A 21,460-nucleotide genomic window follows, 5' to 3' on the forward strand; every position below is an offset into this window, starting at 1 on the left:
CCCCGCGGCGCCCCCGCCCCGCGGGCCGGGGCCGCCCCCCGCGGCGCGGGATAGGCTCGGGGCGTGGCCGGCCGCTTCGATCCCCTCACCCCCACCGCAGCCCGCGGCGGGCGCACCGGCGTGCCCGCGGGCCCCGGGCGCCGGGTCGGAGCCGGCGGACGGAGCCGGGTCTGGGCCCCGCCCGGCCCCCTCGACCTCGGCCTCACCCTCGGCCCCCTCCGCCGCGGCCCCGCCGACCCCACCTTCCGCACCACCCCCGACGGCTCCGTCTGGAAGACCAGCCGCACCCCCGACGGCCCGGCCACCCTCCGCGTCGCCGCCGCCGCCCACGAGGTGCACGCCGAGGCCTGGGGTCCCGGTGCGGCCTGGGCGCTCGACACCCTCCCCGCCCTGCTCGGCGCCGACGACGACCCGGCCGCGTTCGTCCCCCGCCACCGCCTCCTGCACAGCAGCCACCGCCGCCGCCCCGGCCTGCGCCTGACCCGCACCGGCCTGGTGCTGGAGTCCCTCGTCCCGACCGTGCTGGAGCAGAAGGTCACCGCCGACGAGGCCTACCGCGCCTGGCGCCGCCTGGTCCGCCAGTACGGCGAGCCCGCCCCCGGCCCTCGCCAGGACCTGTACGTGATGCCCTCCGCGCGGACCTGGACCCTGATCCCCTCCTGGGACTGGCACAAGGCCGGTGTCGACATGAAGCGCTCCGCCACCATCCTGCGCGCGGCCCGCGTCGCGAACCGGCTGGAGGAGGCGGCGGCCATGGAACCCCTCGCGGCGGCGCGCCGCCTGGAGGCCGTGCCCGGCATCGGCCCGTGGACCTCCGCCGAGACCCTCCAGCGCAGCAACGGCGCCCCCGACGCCGTCACCACCGGCGACCTCCACCTGCCCGGCATCATCGGCTACGCCCTGGCCGGGGACCGGGACGCCGACGACGCCGTCATGCTGGAGCTCCTCGCCCCGTACGCGGGCCAGCGCCACCGCGCCGCCCGCCTCGTCCTGCTCGCCGGGCACGCCCCGCCCCGCCGGGCCCCGCGCATGTACCGCACGGACATCGGCAAGCTGTAGCGCGCCCCGGCGCCCCCGGATTCGGACCCGGCCCCGGAGGACCGGGCCCCGACGGCCCGGGCCGGTCAGCGGACCTCGATGAACGCCTCCGCGTCCCGCGCCGGGCGCTCGGCCGGGGCCGCCGCGGGGTGGCCCACCGCCACCGCCCCCATCGGGTCCCATCCCTCCGGCAGCGCCAGCACCTTGCGCACCACGTCCCGGCAGAACATCGTCGAGGACACCCACGCCGAGCCCAGCCGCTCCCCGGCCAGCGCGACCAGGAAGTTCTGCACGCCGGCGCCCATGGCGACCACGAACATCTCGCGCTCCGCCGCGTCGCGCCGCGCGTGCCCGTAGTCGTGCGCGCCGTCCGTCACCATGCACGGCACCACCAGGTACGGGGCGGCCCGCAGCACGTCCCCGCGCCGCACCCGCTTGGCGATGGAGTCCTCCGACTTCCCGTCCCGCCGCAGGTCGGCGATCCACGCGTCCCGCATCGCGTCGAGCAGTTCCCCGCGCGCCGCGGCCGACTCCAGCAGCACGAACCGCCACGGCGTCGTGTGGTGCGGCGCGGGGGCCGTCACCGCCGCCGCCACCGCGCGCCGGACCGCGCCCGGGTCCACCGGCTCCGCCGTGAAGGCCCGTACCGTACGGCGCCGCGTCACGGCCTCCCGTACCGCTTCCGAGGTGCCGAGCCGGAACATGTCGTCGGCCGCCGCGCGGACGAGGTCCGCCGCCGAGGAGCCCTCGCCCAACAGATGGGGCAGTCCGCGTACGACGGCCACGGGCAGCCCGGCCGCCTTGCCCTTGACGAGGTCGCCGGCGGCGGCGAGTTCGTCCGCCGTGGCGACGACCGTCGCGCTCAGCGGGTTGCCGTGCGCGTCGAAACCGCCCCGCAGGTCGTCCAGTACGCGCACCCCGGCCGCGCCGATCGCCACGTCCGTCAAGCCGCTGCGCCAGGGTCGCCCGAAGGTGTCCGTCACGATGACGCCGACGTCCACCGCGAGCGCCTCCCTGAGCCCCTCCCGGATCGCGGCCGCGGAGGCGTCCGGGTCCTCGGGCAGGAGCAGGACCGTCCCGGGTTCCGTGTTCGAGGCGTCCACGCCGGCGGCCGCCATCACCAGGCCGCGCCGGTCCTCGACGATGCGCAGGGCGCCGCGGCGGGCGACGACCCGTACCGTCTCGGCGTCTATCGCCTCCTCGCGCGAGTCGGCCCGTACGATCCGCCCCTCCGCCTTGGACACGATCTTCGAGGTGACCAGCAGGACGTCACCGTCCCGCAGCCCGGGCTCGGCGGCGGCGATCAGCCGGGCGACGTCGTCGCCGGGTCGGACCTCCGCGATCCCGGGGACCGCGCGCACCTCGTAGGAGGGCACGCTCACCGGGAGGCCTCCGCCAGGTCCAGCGCCGCCCGGGCCATCTCGGCGGTGGTGGCGGTGTCGGTCATCATCAGCGGCACGGCGCGGCAGGTGATGCCGGCGGCCTCCACCTCCGCGACGGCGTCCGCGTCGGCGGTGTCGACGAGCCAGCCGTCCAGCAGCCCGGTCCCGTAGTGCAGCGCGACGGCGGCGGCGGTGGACTCGACGCCGACCGCGGCCAGCACCTTGTCGGCCATCCCGCGCACGGGGGCGCCCCCGACGATGGGGGAGAGGCCGACGACCGGCGCCTCGGCGGAGGCCACGGCCTCCCGGATGCCGGGCACGGCGAGGATGGTCCCCACCGAGACGACAGGGTTGGACGGCGGGAAGAGGATCACGTCGGCGGCCGCGATGGCCTCCAGCACGCCGGGCGCGGGCTTGGCCTGCTCGGCGCCGACCGGCACTACGGCTTCCGCGTCGACCGAGGCGCGCATCTTGACCCAGTACTCCTGGAAGTGGACGACCCTGCGCTCACCGGTCTCGGGATCGGAGAGGGCGACGTGCGTCTCGACGCGGTCGTCCGACATGGGCAGCAGGCGTACGCCGGGCCGCCAGCGGTCGCAGAGGGCCTCGGTGACGGCGCTGAGCGGGTAGCCCGCGCCGAGCATCTGCGTGCGGACGATGTGGGTCGCGAAGTCGCGGTCGCCGAGGCCGAACCAGGCGGGTCCGACCCCGTACGCCGCGAGTTCCTCCTTGACGGTGAAGGACTCCTCGGTGCGGCCCCAGCCCTGGTCCTCGTTGATGCCACCGCCGAGGGTGTACATCACCGTGTCCAGATCGGGGCACACCTTGAGCCCGAACAGGTGAATGTCGTCACCGGTGTTGCCGATGACCGTGATGTCCGCTTCGGGGACGGCGGACTTCAGTCCGCGGAGGAAACGGGCGCCGCCGATACCGCCGGCCAGAACAACAATGCGCATGCAGCGCAGTCTGTCAGGCGCCGCGGCCGACCGGAGGGCCGGTCAGACGGACAGCGCCTCGGGCCGGGCCGTGGAGCAACCGTGCATGGGCATCTCGGTCAGGCCGGGGAAGTAGACGTGCAGGCTGACGGCGCCGTCGAGGGTGTCGTTGACGACGTCGTGGGCGTATCCGGGGGCGAAGACGCGCTGGGCGCCGGCGGCGAGGGGGAGCGGGCCGCGCGGGCCGTGCTCGGTGAGCTCGCCCTCCAGCACGGTCAGGACGCCGGAGGAGCCGCCGTGGTCGTGCAGGCCGCTGCCCTGGCCGGGGACCCAGCTGAGCAGCCACACCTCGTAGCCGGGGCCGGTGCGCAGGCGGTGGTACCAGCGGGTGGTGGCGTCGTACCGGACCAGGTGCTCCCACTGGTCGCGGTCCGCGGCGATGGAGCGGGCGAGGCCCACGAACTCGGCGACGGTGGCCGGGTGCTCGCGGGCGGGCTGGAGCAGGTGCTGTACGGAGAGGATGTCGCCGGCGATCTGGAGGTCGCTCTCGACCGGGGCGGGGGCGGCGGTGCGCGCGGCGTCGGCCTGCGCGGCGCCGGTCTTCGGGGTGCTGTTCATCGGGGGAGTCCTCGACGGATGTCAGTCGTGCTGGCGGTCGCTGTGGGGGTAGCCGGATTGCTCAGGGGAGCAGGGGCTCCGGAGGCATCAACAGCAGCAACAGCGACAGCGAACCTGGGCAGCGCACAGGAACCCACGAATGGGGGTCCGGGTGGTGGCTGCGGGCACTGACATGCGTACAAGGAGAACGGCCACGGGGCGCGACTGTCAACCCGATGTCCGGAATGGCCGAAAAGATTCACCTCATCCGGTTACTGCGTCCGGAGAAAGGTTTGTGCAGTCAGGACCAGGGCATGTGGCGCTGGGTATGGCCCTTCCGTACGACCTCAAACCTCATGGCGCCACTCGTGACCGGAATGTGATCCCCGACGCATCTTCGACCGGATCGCAACCACACACCGGAGTGACGCGTGGGCTACGAGTGAGAGCGGTAGCTTCGCGGCACCTGTGGCATGTGTCACGATTTTTGGCGATATGAACACTTAATGCATTCGCTTGGTTCCGCAGAGTGAATAAGGGGCCCAATAGCAGACCCCGGCTTGACTGCTCCGGAGCCACGCACTTGTAATTTCACTCGTGTCGTTACGTAGCGATCAGTAACGGCAACACCACGGGGACGCACAGACAGAGCGAGGGGCGCACATGACCGAGCTGTTTCAGGAACTGCTGGTCGAGGAGGCGGACGAGGAGCTCGGATGGCAGGAGCGCGCTCTGTGCGCCCAGACCGACCCCGAATCCTTCTTTCCCGAGAAGGGCGGCTCCACCCGCGAAGCCAAGAAGGTCTGCCTCGCCTGCGAGGTCCGTTCCGAATGCCTTGAGTACGCCCTCGCCAACGACGAGCGATTCGGCATCTGGGGCGGCCTCTCCGAGCGCGAGCGACGCCGCCTGAAGAAGGCCGCCGTCTGAGCCTGCTCCACGACCGGACGGACGCGGTCAACCGCATAGCGAACCAAGCCGACGGTCCGCCTCCCGCACCTTCCCCGCAGGAGGCGGACCGCCGTGTTCCCAGCCGTTAGTGTGGGGCGCTGTCCAGCAGCCTCCGAGGGCACACCACCCCCGGACCTCCCCCAGGACCCGTCCCGGGGGAACCCCCCACGGTCGGAGGGCCCGTACCGCGATGTCCCCGCACAGCAGCTCGACGGCCTCCCATCAGGCGGCCGGCACCCCCGAGTTCCCCCGGCACGTCGTCACCGCCGTCCTCGTCGCCCACGACGGCGCCCGCTGGCTGCCCCGCACCCTCGCGGGCCTCCTCGCCCAAGAACGCCCCGCGCAGCGCCACGTCGCCGCCGACACCGGCAGCTCCGACGACTCCGCGCGCCTGCTCACCGAAGCCCTCGGCCCCGACAACGTCCTCCACCTCGCCCGCCGCACCGGGTTCGGCACCGCCGTGGACGAAGCCGCCCGCACGGCCGGCGCACCCACCCTCGATGACCTCCCGTACCTCACGCGCCCCAGCGGCTGGGACCCCGTCAGCCGCACCTGGCGCGACGACGCCTACGACCTCCCCGAACTCCCGCACGGCGAGCCCGTCCAGTGGCTCTGGCTGCTCCACGACGACAGCGCCCCCGAAGCCGACGCCCTCACGGAACTGCTGCGCGTCGCCGACGAGAACCCCGACGCCGCCGTCATCGGCCCCAAACTGCGCGGCTGGTACGACAAACGACAACTCCTCGAAGCCGGCGTCACCATCGCCCGCGGCGGCCGCCGCTGGACCGGCCTCGACCGGCGCGAACAGGACCAGGGCCAGCACGACCAGATCCGCCCCGTCCTGTCCGTCTCCACCGCCGGCATGCTCGTACGCCGCGACGTCTACGACGCCCTCGGCGGCTTCGACCGCCGCCTGCCGCTCATGCGCGACGACGTGGACCTCTGCTGGCGCGCCCACAGCGCCGGACACACCGTCCTCGTCGCCCCCGACGCCGTCATGCGGCACGCCGAGGCCGCCGCCCGGGAACGCCGCACAGTCGACTGCGCCGGACGCTCCGCCGTCAGCCCCCACCGCGTCGACAAGGCCGGCGCCGTCTACACCGTGCTGGCCAACTCCTCCGGCCGCGCCCTGCCCTACGTACTCCTGCGGCTGATCGTCGGCACGCTGCTGCGCACGCTCGGCTACCTCATCGGCAAGGCCCCCGGGCAGGCCGTGGACGAATTCACCGGGCTGCTCGCCACACTGCTGCGCCCCGGCCGGATCCTCGCCGCCCGCAAGGCCCGCCGCCGCCCCGCCGTCCCCGCCGCCGAGCTGCGCCCGCTCTTCCCGCCACCCGGCTCCACCGTGCGCGCCAACGCCGAACAGCTCGCCGGGTACTTCGGCGCGGACGGCGCCACCGACAGCGCCGGCGCGAGCCGGCACGGCGCCGCCACCGCCCCCCTCGAACCGGGCTCCGAAGACGCCGACTACCTGGAGATCGAACAGTTCGGGCGGCTCAAGCGGCTCGCCCGCAACCCCGCCCCCGTCCTGTTCGCGCTGCTCCTGCTCGTCTCCCTCGTCGCCTGCCGCGCCCTGCTCTTCGGCGGCTCCCTCATGGGCGGCGCCCTGCTGCCCGCCCCCGACCGGGGCCTCGACCTCTGGCGCGCCTACACCTCCGACTGGCAGCCCGTAGGCACCGGAACCACCGCCGGCGCGCCGCCCTACCTCGCCGTACTCGGCGCCGTCGCCACCCTGATGTTCGGCTCCGCCCAGGCCGCCCTCACCCTGCTGCTCGTCTGCTCGGTGCCGCTGGCCGGACTGACCGCCTACTTCGCCTCCCGGCCGCTGGTCGAATCGCGGCTGCTGCGCGCCTGGGGCGCCGTCGCCTACGCCTTCCTGCCCGCCGTGACGGGCGCGCTCGCCGCCGGCCGTCTCGCCACCACCGTCCTCGCCATCCTGCTCCCGCCCCTCGCCCGCTCCGCCGCCACCGCCTTCGGCCTCGCCGCGCCCGCCGCGACCCCCGACGGCGGGGAGGGCGGCGACGGGACCGGCGGCCGGCGCGCGGTGTGGACCACCACCCTCCTGCTGACCCTGGTCACCGCCTTCACCCCCGTCGTCTGGCCGCTCGCCGCGGTCCTCGGCGCCGCCGCACTCCTCACCCGCCCCGCACGCCGCGCCGCGTACGCGCTCCGGTTGCTCGCCGTTCTCGCCGTACCCCTCCTCGCCCTCGCGCCCTGGTCCCTGGGCCTGCTCACGCACCCCGGCCGTTTCCTGCGCGAGGCCGGCCTGCCCTTCGGCTCGGGCTCCGCCACCCCCCTCGACCTGCTCGGCGCCGGTCCCGGCGGCCCCGGTACCCCCGCCGCCACCCTGTTGCTCGGCGTCGTACTCGCCGCGCTCGCCGCCCTGCTGCGCGCCGACCGGCGCCTGGCCGTCCTGGCCGCCTGGACCACCGCCCTGGCCGCGCTGCTCCTCGCCGTCCTGGTCAACCGCGACGCCTGGGCCGGCCCCGCCACCCTCGTGTACGGACTCGCCCTGCTCGCTGCCGCCGTGGTCGGCGCGGACGGCGCCAAGGAACGCGTCGCCGCCCGCAGCTTCGGCTGGCGCCAGCCCGTGGCCGCCCTCATCGCGCTCGGCGCCGTCACCGGCCCGCTGCTCACCGCGGCCGGTTGGATGGTGTCCGGCGCCGACGGACCCCTCCGGCGCCGCGACCCCGTCCAGGTGCCCGCCTTCGTCGCCGCCCAGGCCGACGACAGCAACCGCAGCCGCACCCTGGTGCTGGGCGGGACCTCGTCCGCCACCGTGTCCTACGCCCTGGTGCGCGGCTCGGGCGCCCGGCTGGGCGACGCCGAACTCCTCGCCGAGGCGGGCGCCGAACCCCGCCTGTCGAAGGTGGTGTCCAGCCTGGTCTCCGGCTCCGGCGCCGACCAGTCCGCGCAGTTGGGCGGCTTCGCCATCCGTTACATCGTCCTGCCCGCCGACGGACCGCGACAGTTCCGGCAGGTCCTCGACGCCACCCCCGGCCTCAAGTCGGGCCGTCAGGACGACGGCACCGCCGTCTGGGAGGTCGAACGCTCCCTCGCCCGCGCCGTCATCGTCCCCGGCAAGCAGGGACAGGCGCCCATCGCCGTCGAGGCGGAGCCCGTCGAGGCCCACACCAAGATCCCGGCGGGGGACGAGGGCCGGGTGCTGCGGATCGCCGACCGGGCCGCCCCCGGCTGGCAGGCCACCCTCGACGGCAAGCCCCTCAAGGCCAAGACCCTGGACGGTTGGGCGCAGGGATTCGAACTCCCCGCCAAGGGCGGCCGCCTGGACCTCGTCTACCGGGACTCCCTCGCCCGGGACGCCTGGCACTGGGCTCAGGGCCTGCTCGCCCTGCTGCTCCTGGTACTGGCCCTCCCGGGCCGCCGGGCCCGGCTCGACGACGACCTCCCGGAGGAAGAGCCCGCCGCCGCGGACCGGTCCGGCCCGGGGGAGGGCCGACGCGCGCGCCGGCTGCGCGCCGGAGCGGAGACGGGGGCCGAGGCACCGGCACCCGCCGCCGAAGCCGCCGACCCGTACGCCCAGATCCCGGCGCAGCCGACGTACGGGGACCAGGGATACGGAGAGCAGGGCTACGGGGGCCGGTCCTACGCGGACCAGGGCTACGGCGACCAGGGGTACGCGGAGCAGGCGCCCGGGGAGGACCCGTACGCCTACCAGGCCTACCCGTACGAACAGCAGCAGCAGCCGTACGCGGAGCCGTACCCGTACCCCTACCCCCAGCAGCCCTACGACCCGTTCCAGCAGCAGCAGCAACAACAGCAACCGCAACCGCATCAGCAGGAACAACCGCCGTACACCTACGGACAGCACGACCCGCGTCCGGACGGGAGCCCCCAGCAGTGAAGCAGCGCGCCCTCCTCACGCCGGCGGTCGTCGCGGCGGCACTGGCCGCCGTCACCGGTCTCGCCTCCCTCACCACCCCGGCGGCCGCCCCGGCCGACGGCAAGCACGCGGCAGCGTCCCGGATGCCGGTGGAGCAGTCCGTGCTGGTATGCCCCGCGCCCAGCTCCTCCGACATCGCGGAGACCACGTACACCTCGATCACCCCCGGCACGGCCCGGGGCAAGGGCTCGGCCCGGCTCGCGACCAAGGACGGCAAGGCGGTCCTGGAACCGAAGGAGCCGGGCAAGCCCGTCGGCGCGACCGCCTCCGGCGCCGAGGCACCCGCGCTGACCGGCGTCGCGAGCGGGGACCTCGCCCCCGGGTGGACCGCCGGGCAGACGACGAAGGTCGCGGTCGGCCAGACGCGGGGCCTGCTCGGGGTCGGCTGCACCGCGCCCGGGACCGACTTCTGGTTCCCCGGCGTGAGCACCGCCAAGGGCCGCCAGGACTACATCCACCTCACCAACCCAGACGACACGGTCGCCGAGGTGGACATCAAGCTCTACGGCCCCGACGGGCTGCTCAAGGACAAGCCGGGCACCCCCGACCGCGTCTTCCAGGTCGACCCCCACTCCACCGCCCGCGTCCTGCTCTCCCCACTCGTCCCCGACACGCAGGTGGCCGACGTCACCGCGCACGTCACGACCGGTTCGGGCCGGGTCGGCGCCTCCGCGCAGATCTCCGAGGATGGCGTGGGCGCCGACTGGCTGCCGGCCTCCGCCGACCCGGCCGGGTCGCTGGTCCTGCCCGGCATCCCGGCCGACGCCACCTCCGTACGGCTGATCGCCTACGCGCCCGGCGCGGACGACGCGGACCTGAGGCTCCGCCTCGCGGGACCGGGCGGCACCCTCACCCCGGCCGGGAACGAGCAGCTGCACGTCAAGGCCGGCATGACGGCGAGCGTGGACCTCAAGGACGTGACACGCGGCGAGGCGGGGTCGCTGCTGCTGGCCCCGGCCGACCCGAAGAAGCCCGTACCGGTCGTCGCGGCGGTACGGGTGGTGCGCGGCAGCGGCACCAAGCAGGAGCTGGGCTTCCTCCCGGCGACCTCCCCCGTCGGCGCGCGGGCGACGGTCGCGGACAACCGCGCCGACGACAAGGCGACCGTCCTGTCCCTCACGGCGGTCGGCTCCGACGCGAAGGTGCGGGTCACCGCCTCGCCGGGCACCGAGGGCGGCCAAGCGGCCGTCCGGGAAGTCACCGTCAAGGCCGGAACCACCCAGGCCCTCTCCCCGCCCCCCGCCCCGACCGGCGCCAAGGGGACGTACGCCCTGACGATCGAGACCCTCTCCGGCGGGCCGGTCCACGCCTCACGGACCCTGACGCTGCCGCAGGACGGCATCCCCATGTTCACCGTCCAGCCGTTCTCCGACGACCACTCGACGGTGGCCGTGCCCAAGCCGTCGCAGGACCCGGGGGTCCTGCTCTAGGAGGGGCCCGTCCCGGGCGTCCCGCTCCGACAGGGGCCCGTTTGGGGGTCAGTCCTGGCCGTAGCGCGGATCGACGATCTCCGGGGAGAGCCCCAGCAGGTCCGCCACCTGTTCCACCACGATCTCGTGGACCAGCAGCGCCCGCTCGTCCCGTGACTTGGCGCGGATCTCGACCGGCCGCCGGAACACCACGATGCGCGCGGGCCGGCCCTCGGCCGCCTCCGCGATGCCGCCGAGCGGCACGGCCTCGTCGTTCCAGCCGCCCTCCGGACCGCCCGGCGGCCCCGGCACGTCCGCGACCACGAACTCCACCTCGGCGAGCTGCGGCCACCGCCGCTCCAGCCGCTCCACGGAATCGCGCACCAGGTCGCCGAAGAGCTCCGACCGACTCGCGGCCAGCGGGACCTGAGGGGGCGCCACCGGCCCCCGCATGCCGCGCCCGTGCCGATCGCGCCTGCGCGGGCGCGGCTCGGCGGGAGGGGGCGTGGAACCGGCGGAGGAGGGGCCAGGAGGGCTCGGGGGAGTCAGCGGGCTGTCCGTCACCCCCGCAGGGTAGCCCTCGCCCGCGCGCCCGGCAGGGCCCCCGGGCCGGTCACGGACCGATGTCGTACCGCGAACAATCCGGCCAAGGTTCCGGCCCGTTCGGGGCGACACGGCCGGGTGGCCGAGGGCGGAGTCGTCGCGGCCCGGTCAAGAGTGCGGTACCGTCCAACGTCGTGAGCCTTGTACGTCGCTGTTCGCGCACCGCGTGCGGCCGCCCTGCCGTCGCCACACTGACGTACGTCTACGCCGACTCGACCGCAGTTCTCGGCCCGCTCGCCACCTATGCCGAACCCCACTGTTACGACCTGTGCGCCGAGCACTCCGAGCGCCTGACCGCCCCCAGGGGTTGGGAAGTGGTGCGCCTGACGGACGGCGGACCCCCTTCGCGTCCCAGCGGTGACGACCTCGAAGCGTTGGCCAACGCCGTGCGGGAGGCCGCCCGTCCACACGACCGCGCGGCCGGGACCGGCACATCCGTACCCGCCCCCCAGGGCACGGGCGAGACCCGTCGCGGACACCTGCGCGTCCTGCGCTCGCCGGAGAACTGACGGCCGCCCGCCACCCGCCTCGTCTGAAACGCGGTACTCCGTTCAGGGTAGGTTTGCCCCACCGTACGGATCCCTCAGGAGGGCAGGCAGTGGCCGCAGATCTTTCGAACATCGTCAAGGCGTACGACGTGCGTGGCGTCGTGCCGGACGAGTGGGACGAGCCGCTGGCCGAACTGTTCGGTGCCGCCTTCGTCGAGGTGACCGGTGCGACGGCGATCGTCGTCGGACACGACATGCGTCCCTCCTCGCCCGGCCTGTCCGCCGCCTTCGCCCGCGGCGCCGCCGCCCGCGGGGTCGACGTCACCCTGATCGGTCTGTGCTCCACCGACCAGCTGTACTACGCCTCCGGCAAGCTCGACCTGCCCGGCGCGATGTTCACCGCCTCGCACAACCCGGCCCAGTACAACGGCATCAAGCTGTGCCGGGCGGGCGCCGCGCCCGTGGGCCAGGACACCGGTCTGGCCACCATCCGCGAGCTGGCGGAGAAGTGGTCCGACGAGGGCGCCCCGGAGATCCCCGCCGGCACCGTCGCGGGCACGATCACCGAGCAGGACACCCTCGCCGGGTACGCGGAGCACCTCAAGTCGCTGGTGGACCTGCGCGGCATCCGCCCGCTCAAGGTGGTCGTGGACGCCGGCAACGGCATGGGCGGCCACACCGTCCCCACCGTCTTCGAGGGCCTGCCGCTGGAGCTGGTCCCGATGTACTTCGAGCTGGACGGCACCTTCCCCAACCACGAGGCCAACCCCCTCGACCCGAAGAACATCGTGGACCTGCAGGCGCGGGTGAAGGCCGAAGGCGCCGACCTGGGACTCGCCTTCGACGGCGACGCCGACCGCTGCTTCGTCGTCGACGAGCGCGGCGAGGGCGTCTCCCCGTCGGCGATCACCGCGCTGGTCGCGGCCCGGGAGCTCGCCCGCAACGGCGGCAGCGGCGTCGTGATCCACAACCTGATCACCTCCTGGTCCGTCCCGGAGGTCGTCAGGGAGAACGGCGGCACCCCGGTGCGCACCCGCGTCGGCCACTCCTTCATCAAGGAGGAGATGGCCACCTCGGGGGCCATCTTCGGCGGCGAGCACTCGGCGCACTACTACTTCAAGGACTTCTGGAACGCGGACACCGGCATGCTCGCCGCGCTCCACGTCCTGGCGGCCCTTGGCGGCCAGGAGGGCTCCCTCTCCGACCTGGTGTCCTCCTACGACCGCTACGTCGGCTCCGGCGAGATCAACTCCACCGTCGCCGACCAGGCCGCCCGCACCGCCGCCGTCAAGGACGTCTACGCCTCCCGGGACGGCGTCGCCGTCGACGAGCTCGACGGCCTCACCGTCACCACCGCCGACTGGTGGTTCAACCTGCGGCCCTCCAACACCGAGCCGCTGCTGCGGCTCAACGTCGAGGCCCGCGACCTGGCCACCCTCACCAAGGTCCGCGATGAGGTCCTCGCGCTCGTCCGCGCGTAACGCGCGACGGCACCGTCCCACACCCCCTGTGTCACCGTCACCGCCGGGCCGCGATCCAAGCGACCCGGCGGTACGCTGACCTCGCCCAAACCGCATGTTCGAAGGGAAGCGCACCATGCCGCTCGAAGCCGGCCTTCTGGAGATCCTCGCCTGCCCCGCCTGCCACTCGCCCCTGGAGGACAAGTCGGCCGACGCGGACGCCCCCGAGCTGATCTGCACCGGCCAGGACTGCGGTCTCGCGTACCCGGTCCGCGACGGCATCCCGGTCCTCCTCGTCGACGAGGCCCGCCGGCCCGCCTGAGCGCCACGCCGCCCCACCCGCACCACGACACCCCGCGCAGACCGCACACGCCGTCAACCCCGCCGGAGGCCGCCATGCTCGACGAGTCCATCCTCGACGCACCGGAGGAACTCGCCCGCGCCGACCGCCGGGGCCTCCTGCGCGGCGCCGCCGAAGCCGGGGCCCGCGTCCGCACCGCCGCCCGGCACGCCACCGAGGCCGGCCTCGGTGACCTGCGGCCCGAAGGCCGCCCCCGCGCCCTGCTGATCGCCGGCCCCGGCACCGCCGCGACCGGCGTCGCGGACCTCCTCGGCGCGCTCGCCGGAGCCTCCGCGCCCGTCACCCGCCTGCACCCCACCGGCGTCGCACACGCCGCCGGGGCGCTGCGTTGGGCGCTGCCCGGCTGGGCGGGCCCCGTCGACCTGCTGCTCATCGCCACCACCGACGGCACCGAGCCCGGCCTCGCCGTCCTCGCCGAGCAGGCCTACCGGCGCGGCTGCACCGTCGTGGCCGTCGCCCCCGAGCGGTCCCCGCTGAGCGAGGCCGTGGACGGGGCGCACGGAGTCCTCGTACCGATGGCCAGGGCCCCGTACCAGGAGTACGACGAATCGGCCGCCGCAGGCCCCGGGGCCCTGTGGGCCCTGCTCACCCCGCTCCTGGTACTGCTCGACAAGGTCGGCCTCGTCGCGGCCGCACCCGACGCGCTCCAACGCGTCGCCGACCGGCTCGACCGCACCGCCGAACGCTGCGGACCCGCGATCGCCACCTACTCCAACCCGGCCAAGACCCTCGCCACCGAACTCGCCGACTCGCTCCCGCTCATCTGGAGCGAGGGCGCCGGAGCCGGGCCGGCCGGGCGCCGCTTCGCCGCCACCCTCGCCGAACTCGCCGGCCGCCCCGCGCTCGCCGCCGAACTCCCCGAGGCGCTGCCGGCCCACGGCGTCCTGCTCGCCGGGGCCTTCGCCGCCGGCGCCGACCCCGACGACTTCTTCCGCGACCGCGTCGACGAACCCCAGGCCCTGCACGCCCGCGTCGTCCTGCTGCGCGACCGACCCACGGGCGGCCTCAGCGCGGCGCCGGCCGCCCGGGAACTCGCCCTCGGCCACGACACGGCCATCAGCGAACTCGAACCGGAGGAAGGCGGCGAACTGGAACAGCTCGCCGAACTCCTCGCCGTCACGGACTTCGCCACCGCCTACCTCGCGCTGGCCTCCAGGGCACACGGCTGAGGCACCCACAGGGCCTCGACACCACCCAGATCCACAGCCAGGAAGACGACGACGATGGACCGCCTCACGAACCCGATCCGCCCCTACGCCTGGGGATCGACCACCGCGATCCCGGCACTCCTCGGGGTGGAGCCCACCGGTGAGCCGCAAGCCGAGATGTGGATGGGCGCCCACCCCGGCGCGCCGTCCCGGGTGGACCGGGGCGCGGGCGAAGTGCCCCTGTCGGAGGTCATCGCCGCCGACCCCGAGGGCGAGTTGGGCGCCGCCGCCGTCGCCAAGTTCGGCCCCGCGCTGCCCTTCCTGTTCAAGATCCTCGCCGCGGGCGCGCCGCTCTCCCTCCAGGTCCACCCCGACCTCGCCCGCGCCAAGGAGGGCTTCGAGGACGAGGAGCGCCGCGGCGTCCCCATCGACGCCGGCCACCGCAACTACAAGGACCCCAACCACAAGCCCGAACTGATCTGCGCCCTCACGCACTTCGACGGGTTGTGCGGCTTCCGGCCGCCGCTGGAGGCAGCCGACCTCCTCGAAGGCCTCGGCGTCGACTCCCTCAAGCCCTACGTCGACTTGCTGCGCGCCCATCCCGTCGACGCGGCCCTGCGCGAGGTCCTCACCGCCGTCCTGACCGCGGACCGCGCCGAGATGGCCCGTACCGTCGCCGACGCGGCGGCCGCGGCCGAGCGCCTCGGCGGCCCGTACGCACCGTACGCCGGACTCGTCCACCACTTCCCCGGCGACCCCGGCGTCATCGCGGCGATGCTGCTCAACCACGTACGCCTGCAGCCCGGCGAAGCCATGTTCCTCGGCGCCGGCGTCCCGCACGCCTACCTCGACGGCCTCGGCGTCGAGATCATGGCCAACTCCGACAACGTGCTGCGCTGCGGGCTCACCCCCAAGCACGTGGACGTCCCCGAACTGCTCGAAGTCGTCGTCTTCGAACCCGGCGAACCGGCCATCCTGCGCCCCGAGGACGAGGGCGAGGAGGTCTACGAGACCCCCATCGACGAATTCCGGCTCTCCCGGTACGTCCTGGCCCCGGGGGCCGCCCCCCACTCCCTCCCGGACACCGCCCCCCAGATCCTGCTCTGCACCGCCGGCCGGCCGCGGGCGGGTGAACTGACCCTCGCCCCCGGGGAGTCGGTGTTCGTCCCCGCCGGCGAGACCGCCGTCCTGTCCGGAGCCGGCACCGTCTTCCGCGCGACCGTCGTCGTCTGACGTACCGTCCCTGGGGGCGGCTCCTGCAACAATGTGCCGCCGTAGCGCGGGCCCCGGCCGGGTGGGCCGCACCGAGGAAGGGACATCCTGCACCCATGAGCGCGTCGGGCGGTACCAGGGCGATCGTGGCGGCACTCGCCGCCAACCTCGCCATCGCCGTAGCCAAGTTCGTGGCCTTCGTCTTCAGTGGCTCGTCGTCGATGCTCGCGGAAAGCGTCCACTCACTGGCGGACTCCGGCAACCAGGGGCTGTTGCTCCTCGGCGGCAAGAAGGCCCAGCGCGAAGCCACACCGCAGCACCCCTTCGGCTACGGACGCGAACGCTACATCTACGCCTTCCTCGTCTCGATCGTCCTGTTCACCGTCGGTGGCATGTTCGCCCTCTACGAGGGCTACGAGAAGGTCAAGCACCCGCACCCGATCGAGGCCTGGTACTGGCCGATCGGCGTGCTCGTCTTCGCCATCGTCGCGGAGGGCTTCTCCTTCAAGACCGCGATCAAGGAGTCGAACGAGCTGCGCGGCTCGCTGACGTGGCGCCAGTTCATCAAGCGGGCCAAGGCCCCCGAACTCCCGGTCGTCCTCCTCGAAGACGCCGGCGCCCTGGTCGGTCTCGTCCTCGCGCTGGGCGGCGTCGGCCTCGCCCTCGCCACCGGCGACGGAGTCTGGGACGGCGTCGGCACCCTCTGCATCGGCAGCCTGCTGATCGTCATCGCCGGGGTGCTCGCCGCCGAGACCAAGTCGCTGCTGCTCGGCGAGGCCGCCGGCCCCGAGCAGGTGGAGAAGATCCTCGCCGCCGCGGTCGACGGGGACACCGTCACCCGCGTGATCCACATGCGCACCCTGCACCTGGGACCCGAGGAACTGCTCGTCGCCGCCAAGATCGCCGTCCGGCACGACGAGACGGCGACCGAGGTGGCCCGGGCCATCGACGCCGCCGAGGCCCGCATCCGCGCGGCCGTCCCGATCGCCCGGGTGATCTACCTGGAGCCCGACATCTACCAGGCGGACGCCGCGCGGGCCGGCGCCGACCCCGCCGTCGGCAAGAACCTCTGACCGTACGGCCGCGCTCGCGCCCGGGCCCCCGCCGGGGCCCGGAAGCGAGCGGTCCGGACACCGGTTCGTCCGGCGACCCACTGGGGCCCGCGGCCCTGATCGGGTAGATTCGTCATCAGTGTCAGGCGTCGCTGCTGATGGCGGTCGGGCGGTCCTCGTGACCGGCCGAGGGGAGAGAGGGCCTCCGACGGACTGTGCTCAGTGCTCTGGTGCGCCAGCGCACGGCCCAGCCGTACCCACCCTCTCGAACCATGAGGAGCAGCACCCATGGACTTCAAGGTCGCAGACCTCTCCCTTGCCGCGTTCGGCCGCAAGGAGATCACCCTGGCCGAGCACGAGATGCCGGGTCTGATGTCGATCCGCCGGGAGTACGCGGAGGCCCAGCCGCTGGCCGGCGCCCGCATCACCGGCTCCCTGCACATGACCGTGCAGACCGCCGTGCTGATCGAGACCCTCGTCGCGCTCGGCGCGGACGTCCGCTGGGCCTCCTGCAACATCTTCTCCACGCAGGACCACGCGGCCGCCGCCATCGCGGTCGGCCCGAACGGCACCCCGGAGAACCCCCAGGGCGTCCCCGTCTTCGCCTGGAAGGGCGAGACGCTGGAGGAGTACTGGTGGTGCACGGAGCAGGCGCTGACCTGGCCGAACACCCCCACCGGCGGCCCGAACATGATCCTGGACGACGGTGGTGACGCCACCCTCCTGGTCCACAAGGGTGTCGAGTTCGAGAAGGCCGGCGCGGCCCCCGACCCGGCGACCGCCGACTCCGAGGAATACGCCCACATCCTCACCCTGCTGAACCGCACCCTCGGCGAGTCCCCGCAGAAGTGGACGCAGCTCGCCTCCGAGATCCGCGGTGTGACGGAGGAGACCACCACGGGTGTCCACCGCCTCTACGAGATGATGGCCGAGGGGAACCTGCTGTTCCCGGCGATCAATGTGAACGACGCGGTGACGAAGTCGAAGTTCGACAACAAGTACGGTTGCCGGCACTCGCTGATCGACGGCATCAACCGCGCCACCGATGTGCTGATCGGCGGCAAGGTCGCGGTCGTGTGCGGGTACGGCGACGTCGGCAAGGGTTGCGCGGAGTCGCTGCGCGGTCAGGGCGCGCGGGTGATCGTCACCGAGATCGACCCGATCTGCGCGTTGCAGGCGGCGATGGACGGCTACCAGGTCGCGACGCTGGACGACGTGGTGGAGATCGCGGACATCTTCATCACCACGACGGGCAACAAGGACATCATCATGGCCTCGGACATGGCCAAGATGAAGCACCAGGCGATCGTGGGCAACATCGGTCACTTCGACAACGAGATCGACATGGCCGGTCTCGCGAAGATCGAGGGCATCGTCAAGGACGAGGTCAAGCCGCAGGTCCACACGTGGAAGTTCCCCGACGGCAAGGTCCTGATCGTGCTGTCGGAGGGTCGTCTGCTGAACCTGGGCAACGCGACCGGCCACCCGTCCTTCGTGATGTCGAACTCCTTCGCGGACCAGACGCTGGCGCAGATCGAGCTGTTCACCAAGCCCGAGGAGTACCCGACCGACGTCTACGTGCTGCCCAAGCACCTCGACGAGAAGGTCGCCCGTCTCCACCTCGACGCGCTGGGCGTCAAGCTCACCACCCTGCGCCCGGAGCAGGCCGCCTACATCGGTGTCAAGGTCGAGGGCCCGTACAAGCCCGACCACTACCGCTACTGATCCCCACGGATCGCGCAACGCCCTTGGCAGGCCCCCGGCACACCGCCGGGGGCCTGCCCCGTACCCGAGACGTCTCCTCCCAGAAACGAAACGTGCGCCCATGCCCCGCGGCCGCTATTCGCTCCACGACCCGCACGACCACACCCCGCTCGGCGAGGAGCACTTCCACTGCGCCCCCGGGCCGAGCGGCTGGCGCTACGTCTCCCAGCTGATCGCCCCGAACGGCGACCACCGGGGCTCGGTGGACCTGGCCATCGACGAACTCGGCCGCCCCATCCGCATGGAGGTCAACGCCGCGAGCTGGCAGGTCCGCGGGGCCGCCATCGACGGCGTCACCTGGGTCCGCACCGACCCCACCGGCACCGAGGCCACCGAGGGCAACGTCCACGCCCCCGGCTTCACCGGCACGTCCCCGGCCTTCCTCATCGCCACGGCCCGCCTGCTGCGCCTCGCCCCGGGCGCCCCCGCCACCCGCGTCCGGCTGGTCGCCCTCACCGACCCCGTCCTCGCCCCCCGCACCGTCGACCAGGCCTGGGCCCTGACCGGCCGCACGGAACACGCCACCGACAGCGGCCCGCTCCAGGTGGACGAATACCGGGTCAGCGCCCTCGACACCGGCGAGGTGCACACCCTCCACATCGCCGGCGACGTGGTCCTCTCCGCCCCCGGCGTCGAGCTGGAACACCTGGAGACCCCGCCCTCCACCTTCACCGACTGACCCCGGCCGGTTCCCGGACCACCCGGGGCCCTGAGTCACGCGGGCGGCGCGAACCCGGTCCCGCCGCTGCGCGCGGGCGGCGCCACGGGCGGCACATGGGCGGCGGACGCCCCAGGAGGCACCGGCCCCGTCGCGGGCGCAGCCACGACCGGAGGACCGTACGCCGGGGGCGGCGCGTAAGGAGTGGGCCCCACGTCGTGGGGGGCGGGTCGCGCCCCGTACGGAAGGGGCTGCGCCCCGTACGGGGCGACGGGCCGGAACGCCCGGGCCGCGTCCCGCGTCTGCCGCTCGTGCACCACCGCCATCAGGAACGCGGCGGCCGGCACCCCGGGCGGCGGCGGAGTCCCCGTCCGCGCCACCACCTCGTCCGCCAGCTTCGCCGCCATCGCGGCGCCCGTCGCCGGGTCCAGCTGGTTCATCCGCGTCAGGTACTGCCGCACCGCCAGCCACAACCCGTCGGGCACCGCCGACAGGTCCAACCCCGAGAAGCGCCCGGCCAGCCAGGGCGGCGGCGGGGGCACCGGCATCACCCGCGCCCCGGGCACGCGCTCCCGTACCACCAGCGTCCCCGCGAACACGTCCCCGAGCCGCCGTCCCCGCTGCGACACCAGCGAGGCGATGCACGCGACCGCCCCGAAGGTCATCTGCAGTTCGACGACCCCCATCGCACCCCGCACCAGCGCGTGCCGGAACCGGATCGGCCCGCCGTCCTCCCGCACCACCCGCAACCCGCAGGCCAGCTTCCCCAACGACCGCCCGTGGCTCAGCGTCTCCACCGCGATGGGCACTCCGACCAGCACCAGCAGGAAAAGCGCCACCGTCACGGCCGTCCGCGCCGCCTCGTCCAGCGAGGCCGTCGCGAACACCACCCCGAGCGACACGATCACGTACCCGAGGACGTAGACGAACGCGTCCAGCAGTATCGCCAGCGCCCGGCTCGGCACCCTCGCCGGCCGCAACCCCAGGACGACCGCGTCCCCCGTCACCAGATCGCTCACTGATGCGCACCCTTCCCGTGACCTGACCCACCCCTGTGCCGGTCAGTCTGCCAAGCTGACCACGGCAGCAGTAGTCGGCGGTGCTCGGCGGTGGTCAGCAGCGGCCGGCCGGGGGCAGGGGAGCGGAAAACCGGATGGATGTCGACGTCTTCGTGGCGGCCCACCAGGCACAGTGGGCACGCCTGGAACAGCTCCTCGGCCGCGGCCGACGGCTCACCGGAGCGGAGGCCGACGAACTCGTCGCGCTCTACCAGCGCACCTCCACCCATCTCTCGCTGATCCAGTCCAGTGCCCCCGACCCCGTCCTCATCGGCCGCCTCACCCAGCTCGTGGCCCGCGCCCGCGCCACGGTCACCGGCGCCCGCCGGGCGGGCTGGCGCGACGCGGCCCGATTCTTCACCGTCGGTTTCCCGGCGGCCGTCTACCGCAGCCGCCGCTGGTGGATACCGACGGCGCTGCTGTCCGTCGCCGTCGGCGTCCTCCTCGGTTGGTGGATCGCCACGCACCCCGAGGTCCGGGCCACGCTCGCGGCGCCGGAGGACCTGAAGCGGATGACCCGCCCCGGCGGTGAGTACGAGACGTACTACTCCAGCCACCCCGCGGCCTCCTTCGCGGCGCAGGTCTGGACGAACAACGCCCAGGCCGCGGCGGTGTGCCTGGTCCTCGGGGCGTTCCTCGGGCTCCCCGTGCTGTGGATCCTGTTCCTCAACATGGCGAACCTCGGAGCCGGAATCGGGCTGATGGCCGCCGCCGGCCGCCTCGACGTCTTCCTCGGCCTGATCCTTCCGCACGGGCTGCTCGAACTGACGGCGGTCTTCATCGCGGCCGGTACGGGCCTGCGCCTGGGCTGGACGGTCATCGACCCGGGCCCCCGAACCCGCCGTGCGGCCCTCGCCGAACAGGGTCGAGCCGCCCTCGGCATGGCCCTCGGCCTGGCCGTCGTCCTGTTCGTCTCGGGCCTGATCGAGGGCTTCGTGACCCCGTCGGGCCTGCCGACCTGGGCCCGCGTCGCCATCGGCGTCGCCGCCGAAGCCGCCTTCCTGACCTACGTCTATGTCCTGGGCGGCCGCGCCTCGCGGGCGGGCGAGGTCGGCGACGTCGAGGCGGCGGACCAGACGGCGACGCTCCCTACCGCGGCCTGATGTGCGCGGGGACCCCGGGAGCTGCTAGTCTCCTCGCCTGTCCCGCAAACACTGTTGACACGGTGCCGGCGGGGAGGTAGATTCAAACGGTTGCCCGAGCCGGTCAGGTTCGGACGTGATGGTTTAAAATCTCTCTCGCCCCAGGAATTGAATTCCAAGTGGGCACTTCCGTCTCATCACCCAAGCTTCGAAGCCGGGAAATCCGGTGGAAAAGTTCTGATAGAGTCGGTCTCGCCGGAAAGGGAAACGCGAAAGCGGAGAACTGGAAAGCGAATCCCGCTTCGACCGGGAATCGGACACGAAAGAGTCTGATAGAGTCGGAAACGCAAGAACAAAACGA

At 73.6% G+C, this 21,460-nt stretch carries 18 protein-coding genes; 13 read left to right on the top strand and 5 right to left on the bottom strand.

The window, feature by feature from the left end:
• Positions 1–63 precede the first annotated feature (63 nt).
• On the top strand, positions 64–1,059 hold the full coding sequence (locus E6R62_RS36215; protein ID WP_136217710.1) for a DNA-3-methyladenine glycosylase: 996 nt from the start codon (positions 64–66) through the stop codon (positions 1,057–1,059).
• A 65-nt stretch (positions 1,060–1,124) separates the two neighbouring features.
• Here E6R62_RS36215 and E6R62_RS36220 read toward each other — a convergent pair whose 3' ends face one another.
• Genes E6R62_RS36220 through E6R62_RS36230 form a run of 3 tightly spaced genes read right to left on the bottom strand, consistent with a single transcriptional unit; the run spans position 1,125 to position 3,973 of the window.
• Entirely contained in the window at positions 1,125–2,420 is a 1,296-nt protein-coding gene (locus tag E6R62_RS36220) for a coenzyme F420-0:L-glutamate ligase (RefSeq protein ID WP_136217711.1), read from the bottom strand.
• Entirely contained in the window at positions 2,417–3,376 is a 960-nt protein-coding gene (gene cofD, locus E6R62_RS36225; RefSeq protein ID WP_136217712.1) for a 2-phospho-L-lactate transferase, read from the bottom strand. The genes E6R62_RS36220 and cofD overlap by 4 nt, the downstream gene beginning before the upstream one ends.
• 42 nt (positions 3,377–3,418) lie before the next feature.
• Entirely contained in the window at positions 3,419–3,973 is a 555-nt protein-coding gene (locus E6R62_RS36230) for a cysteine dioxygenase family protein (protein WP_136217713.1), read from the bottom strand.
• Between the two features lie 642 nt (positions 3,974–4,615).
• On the opposite strand from E6R62_RS36230, the gene E6R62_RS36235 reads away from it, so the two are divergent.
• The 3 genes from E6R62_RS36235 to E6R62_RS36245 all read left to right on the top strand — a co-directional run bounded on the left by E6R62_RS36235 (position 4,616) and on the right by E6R62_RS36245 (position 10,234).
• Positions 4,616–4,879, top strand: coding sequence for a WhiB family transcriptional regulator (locus E6R62_RS36235; protein ID WP_003983763.1), 264 nt, complete (start codon positions 4,616–4,618; stop codon positions 4,877–4,879).
• Between the two features lie 211 nt (positions 4,880–5,090).
• Positions 5,091–8,765: a glycosyltransferase family 2 protein gene (locus E6R62_RS36240; protein ID WP_136217714.1), complete on the top strand. Its 3,675-nt coding sequence runs from the start codon at positions 5,091–5,093 to the stop codon at positions 8,763–8,765.
• Positions 8,762–10,234, top strand: a complete 1,473-nt coding sequence (locus tag E6R62_RS36245; protein ID WP_136217715.1) for a DUF5719 family protein — start codon at positions 8,762–8,764, stop codon at positions 10,232–10,234. Before E6R62_RS36240 ends, E6R62_RS36245 begins: the two co-directional genes overlap by 4 nt.
• A 48-nt stretch (positions 10,235–10,282) precedes the next feature.
• Here the strand turns inward: E6R62_RS36245 and E6R62_RS36250 are convergent, their stop codons facing one another.
• Positions 10,283–10,666 (bottom strand): metallopeptidase family protein, encoded by a 384-nt coding sequence (locus E6R62_RS36250; protein WP_206308958.1) that lies wholly within the window; start codon positions 10,664–10,666, stop codon positions 10,283–10,285.
• A 284-nt stretch (positions 10,667–10,950) separates the two neighbouring features.
• Between E6R62_RS36250 and E6R62_RS36255 the strand changes: the two genes are divergently transcribed.
• The 8 genes from E6R62_RS36255 to E6R62_RS36290 all read left to right on the top strand — a co-directional run bounded on the left by E6R62_RS36255 (position 10,951) and on the right by E6R62_RS36290 (position 18,980).
• Positions 10,951–11,325, top strand: coding sequence for a DUF3499 domain-containing protein (locus tag E6R62_RS36255; RefSeq protein WP_168714295.1), 375 nt, complete (start codon positions 10,951–10,953; stop codon positions 11,323–11,325).
• An 89-nt stretch (positions 11,326–11,414) separates the two neighbouring features.
• Entirely contained in the window at positions 11,415–12,785 is a 1,371-nt protein-coding gene (locus E6R62_RS36260) for a phosphomannomutase/phosphoglucomutase (protein ID WP_136217717.1), read from the top strand.
• Between the two features lie 115 nt (positions 12,786–12,900).
• Positions 12,901–13,086: a Trm112 family protein gene (locus E6R62_RS36265; protein ID WP_136217718.1), complete on the top strand. Its 186-nt coding sequence runs from the start codon at positions 12,901–12,903 to the stop codon at positions 13,084–13,086.
• A gap of 74 nt (positions 13,087–13,160) precedes the next feature.
• Entirely contained in the window at positions 13,161–14,294 is a 1,134-nt protein-coding gene (locus tag E6R62_RS36270; RefSeq protein ID WP_136217719.1) for an SIS domain-containing protein, read from the top strand.
• A 54-nt stretch (positions 14,295–14,348) separates the two neighbouring features.
• Positions 14,349–15,506 (top strand): mannose-6-phosphate isomerase, class I, encoded by a 1,158-nt coding sequence (gene manA, locus E6R62_RS36275; RefSeq protein ID WP_136217720.1) that lies wholly within the window; start codon positions 14,349–14,351, stop codon positions 15,504–15,506.
• Between the two features lie 95 nt (positions 15,507–15,601).
• On the top strand, positions 15,602–16,558 hold the full coding sequence (locus tag E6R62_RS36280) for a cation diffusion facilitator family transporter (RefSeq protein WP_136217721.1): 957 nt from the start codon (positions 15,602–15,604) through the stop codon (positions 16,556–16,558).
• Positions 16,559–16,825: 267 nt separating this feature from the next.
• The gene (gene ahcY, locus E6R62_RS36285) at positions 16,826–18,262 is read left to right on the top strand and encodes an adenosylhomocysteinase (protein ID WP_136217722.1); all 1,437 of its coding nucleotides are present in this window, start codon (positions 16,826–16,828) and stop codon (positions 18,260–18,262) included.
• A gap of 100 nt (positions 18,263–18,362) precedes the next feature.
• On the top strand, positions 18,363–18,980 hold the full coding sequence (locus E6R62_RS36290; protein ID WP_136217723.1) for a hypothetical protein: 618 nt from the start codon (positions 18,363–18,365) through the stop codon (positions 18,978–18,980).
• A 35-nt stretch (positions 18,981–19,015) separates the two neighbouring features.
• On the opposite strand, the gene E6R62_RS36295 is transcribed toward E6R62_RS36290, so the two are convergent.
• Positions 19,016–19,978 carry an RDD family protein gene (locus tag E6R62_RS36295; RefSeq protein ID WP_136217724.1) on the bottom strand — a complete coding sequence of 321 codons (963 nt, stop codon included), beginning with the start codon at positions 19,976–19,978 and terminating at the stop codon, positions 19,016–19,018.
• Between the two features lie 134 nt (positions 19,979–20,112).
• On the opposite strand from E6R62_RS36295, the gene E6R62_RS36300 reads away from it, so the two are divergent.
• Positions 20,113–21,120, top strand: coding sequence for a stage II sporulation protein M (locus E6R62_RS36300; protein ID WP_136217725.1), 1,008 nt, complete (start codon positions 20,113–20,115; stop codon positions 21,118–21,120).
• Positions 21,121–21,460 lie beyond the last annotated feature (340 nt).

Origin of the sequence: Streptomyces sp. A1136, assembly GCF_004795055.1 — a bacterium.
Taxonomy (GTDB): domain Bacteria; phylum Actinomycetota; class Actinomycetes; order Streptomycetales; family Streptomycetaceae; genus Streptomyces.

Bases quoted from the DNA above. Each gene is read 5' to 3' on its own strand.
- cofD (WP_136217712.1), bottom strand. From the start codon at position 3,376: ATGCGCATTGTTGTTCTGGCCGGCGGTATCGGCGGCGCCCGTTTCCTC.
- E6R62_RS36230 (WP_136217713.1), bottom strand. From the start codon at position 3,973: ATGAACAGCACCCCGAAGACCGGCGCCGCGCAGGCCGACGCCGCGCGC.
- E6R62_RS36235 (WP_003983763.1), top strand. From the start codon at position 4,616: ATGACCGAGCTGTTTCAGGAACTGCTGGTCGAGGAGGCGGACGAGGAG.
- E6R62_RS36240 (WP_136217714.1), top strand. From the start codon at position 5,091: ATGTCCCCGCACAGCAGCTCGACGGCCTCCCATCAGGCGGCCGGCACC.
- E6R62_RS36250 (WP_206308958.1), bottom strand. From the start codon at position 10,666: ATGCGGGGGCCGGTGGCGCCCCCTCAGGTCCCGCTGGCCGCGAGTCGG.
- E6R62_RS36265 (WP_136217718.1), top strand. From the start codon at position 12,901: ATGCCGCTCGAAGCCGGCCTTCTGGAGATCCTCGCCTGCCCCGCCTGC.
- E6R62_RS36270 (WP_136217719.1), top strand. From the start codon at position 13,161: ATGCTCGACGAGTCCATCCTCGACGCACCGGAGGAACTCGCCCGCGCC.
- manA (WP_136217720.1), top strand. From the start codon at position 14,349: ATGGACCGCCTCACGAACCCGATCCGCCCCTACGCCTGGGGATCGACC.
- E6R62_RS36280 (WP_136217721.1), top strand. From the start codon at position 15,602: ATGAGCGCGTCGGGCGGTACCAGGGCGATCGTGGCGGCACTCGCCGCC.
- ahcY (WP_136217722.1), top strand. From the start codon at position 16,826: ATGGACTTCAAGGTCGCAGACCTCTCCCTTGCCGCGTTCGGCCGCAAG.
- E6R62_RS36290 (WP_136217723.1), top strand. From the start codon at position 18,363: ATGCCCCGCGGCCGCTATTCGCTCCACGACCCGCACGACCACACCCCG.
- E6R62_RS36300 (WP_136217725.1), top strand. From the start codon at position 20,113: ATGGATGTCGACGTCTTCGTGGCGGCCCACCAGGCACAGTGGGCACGC.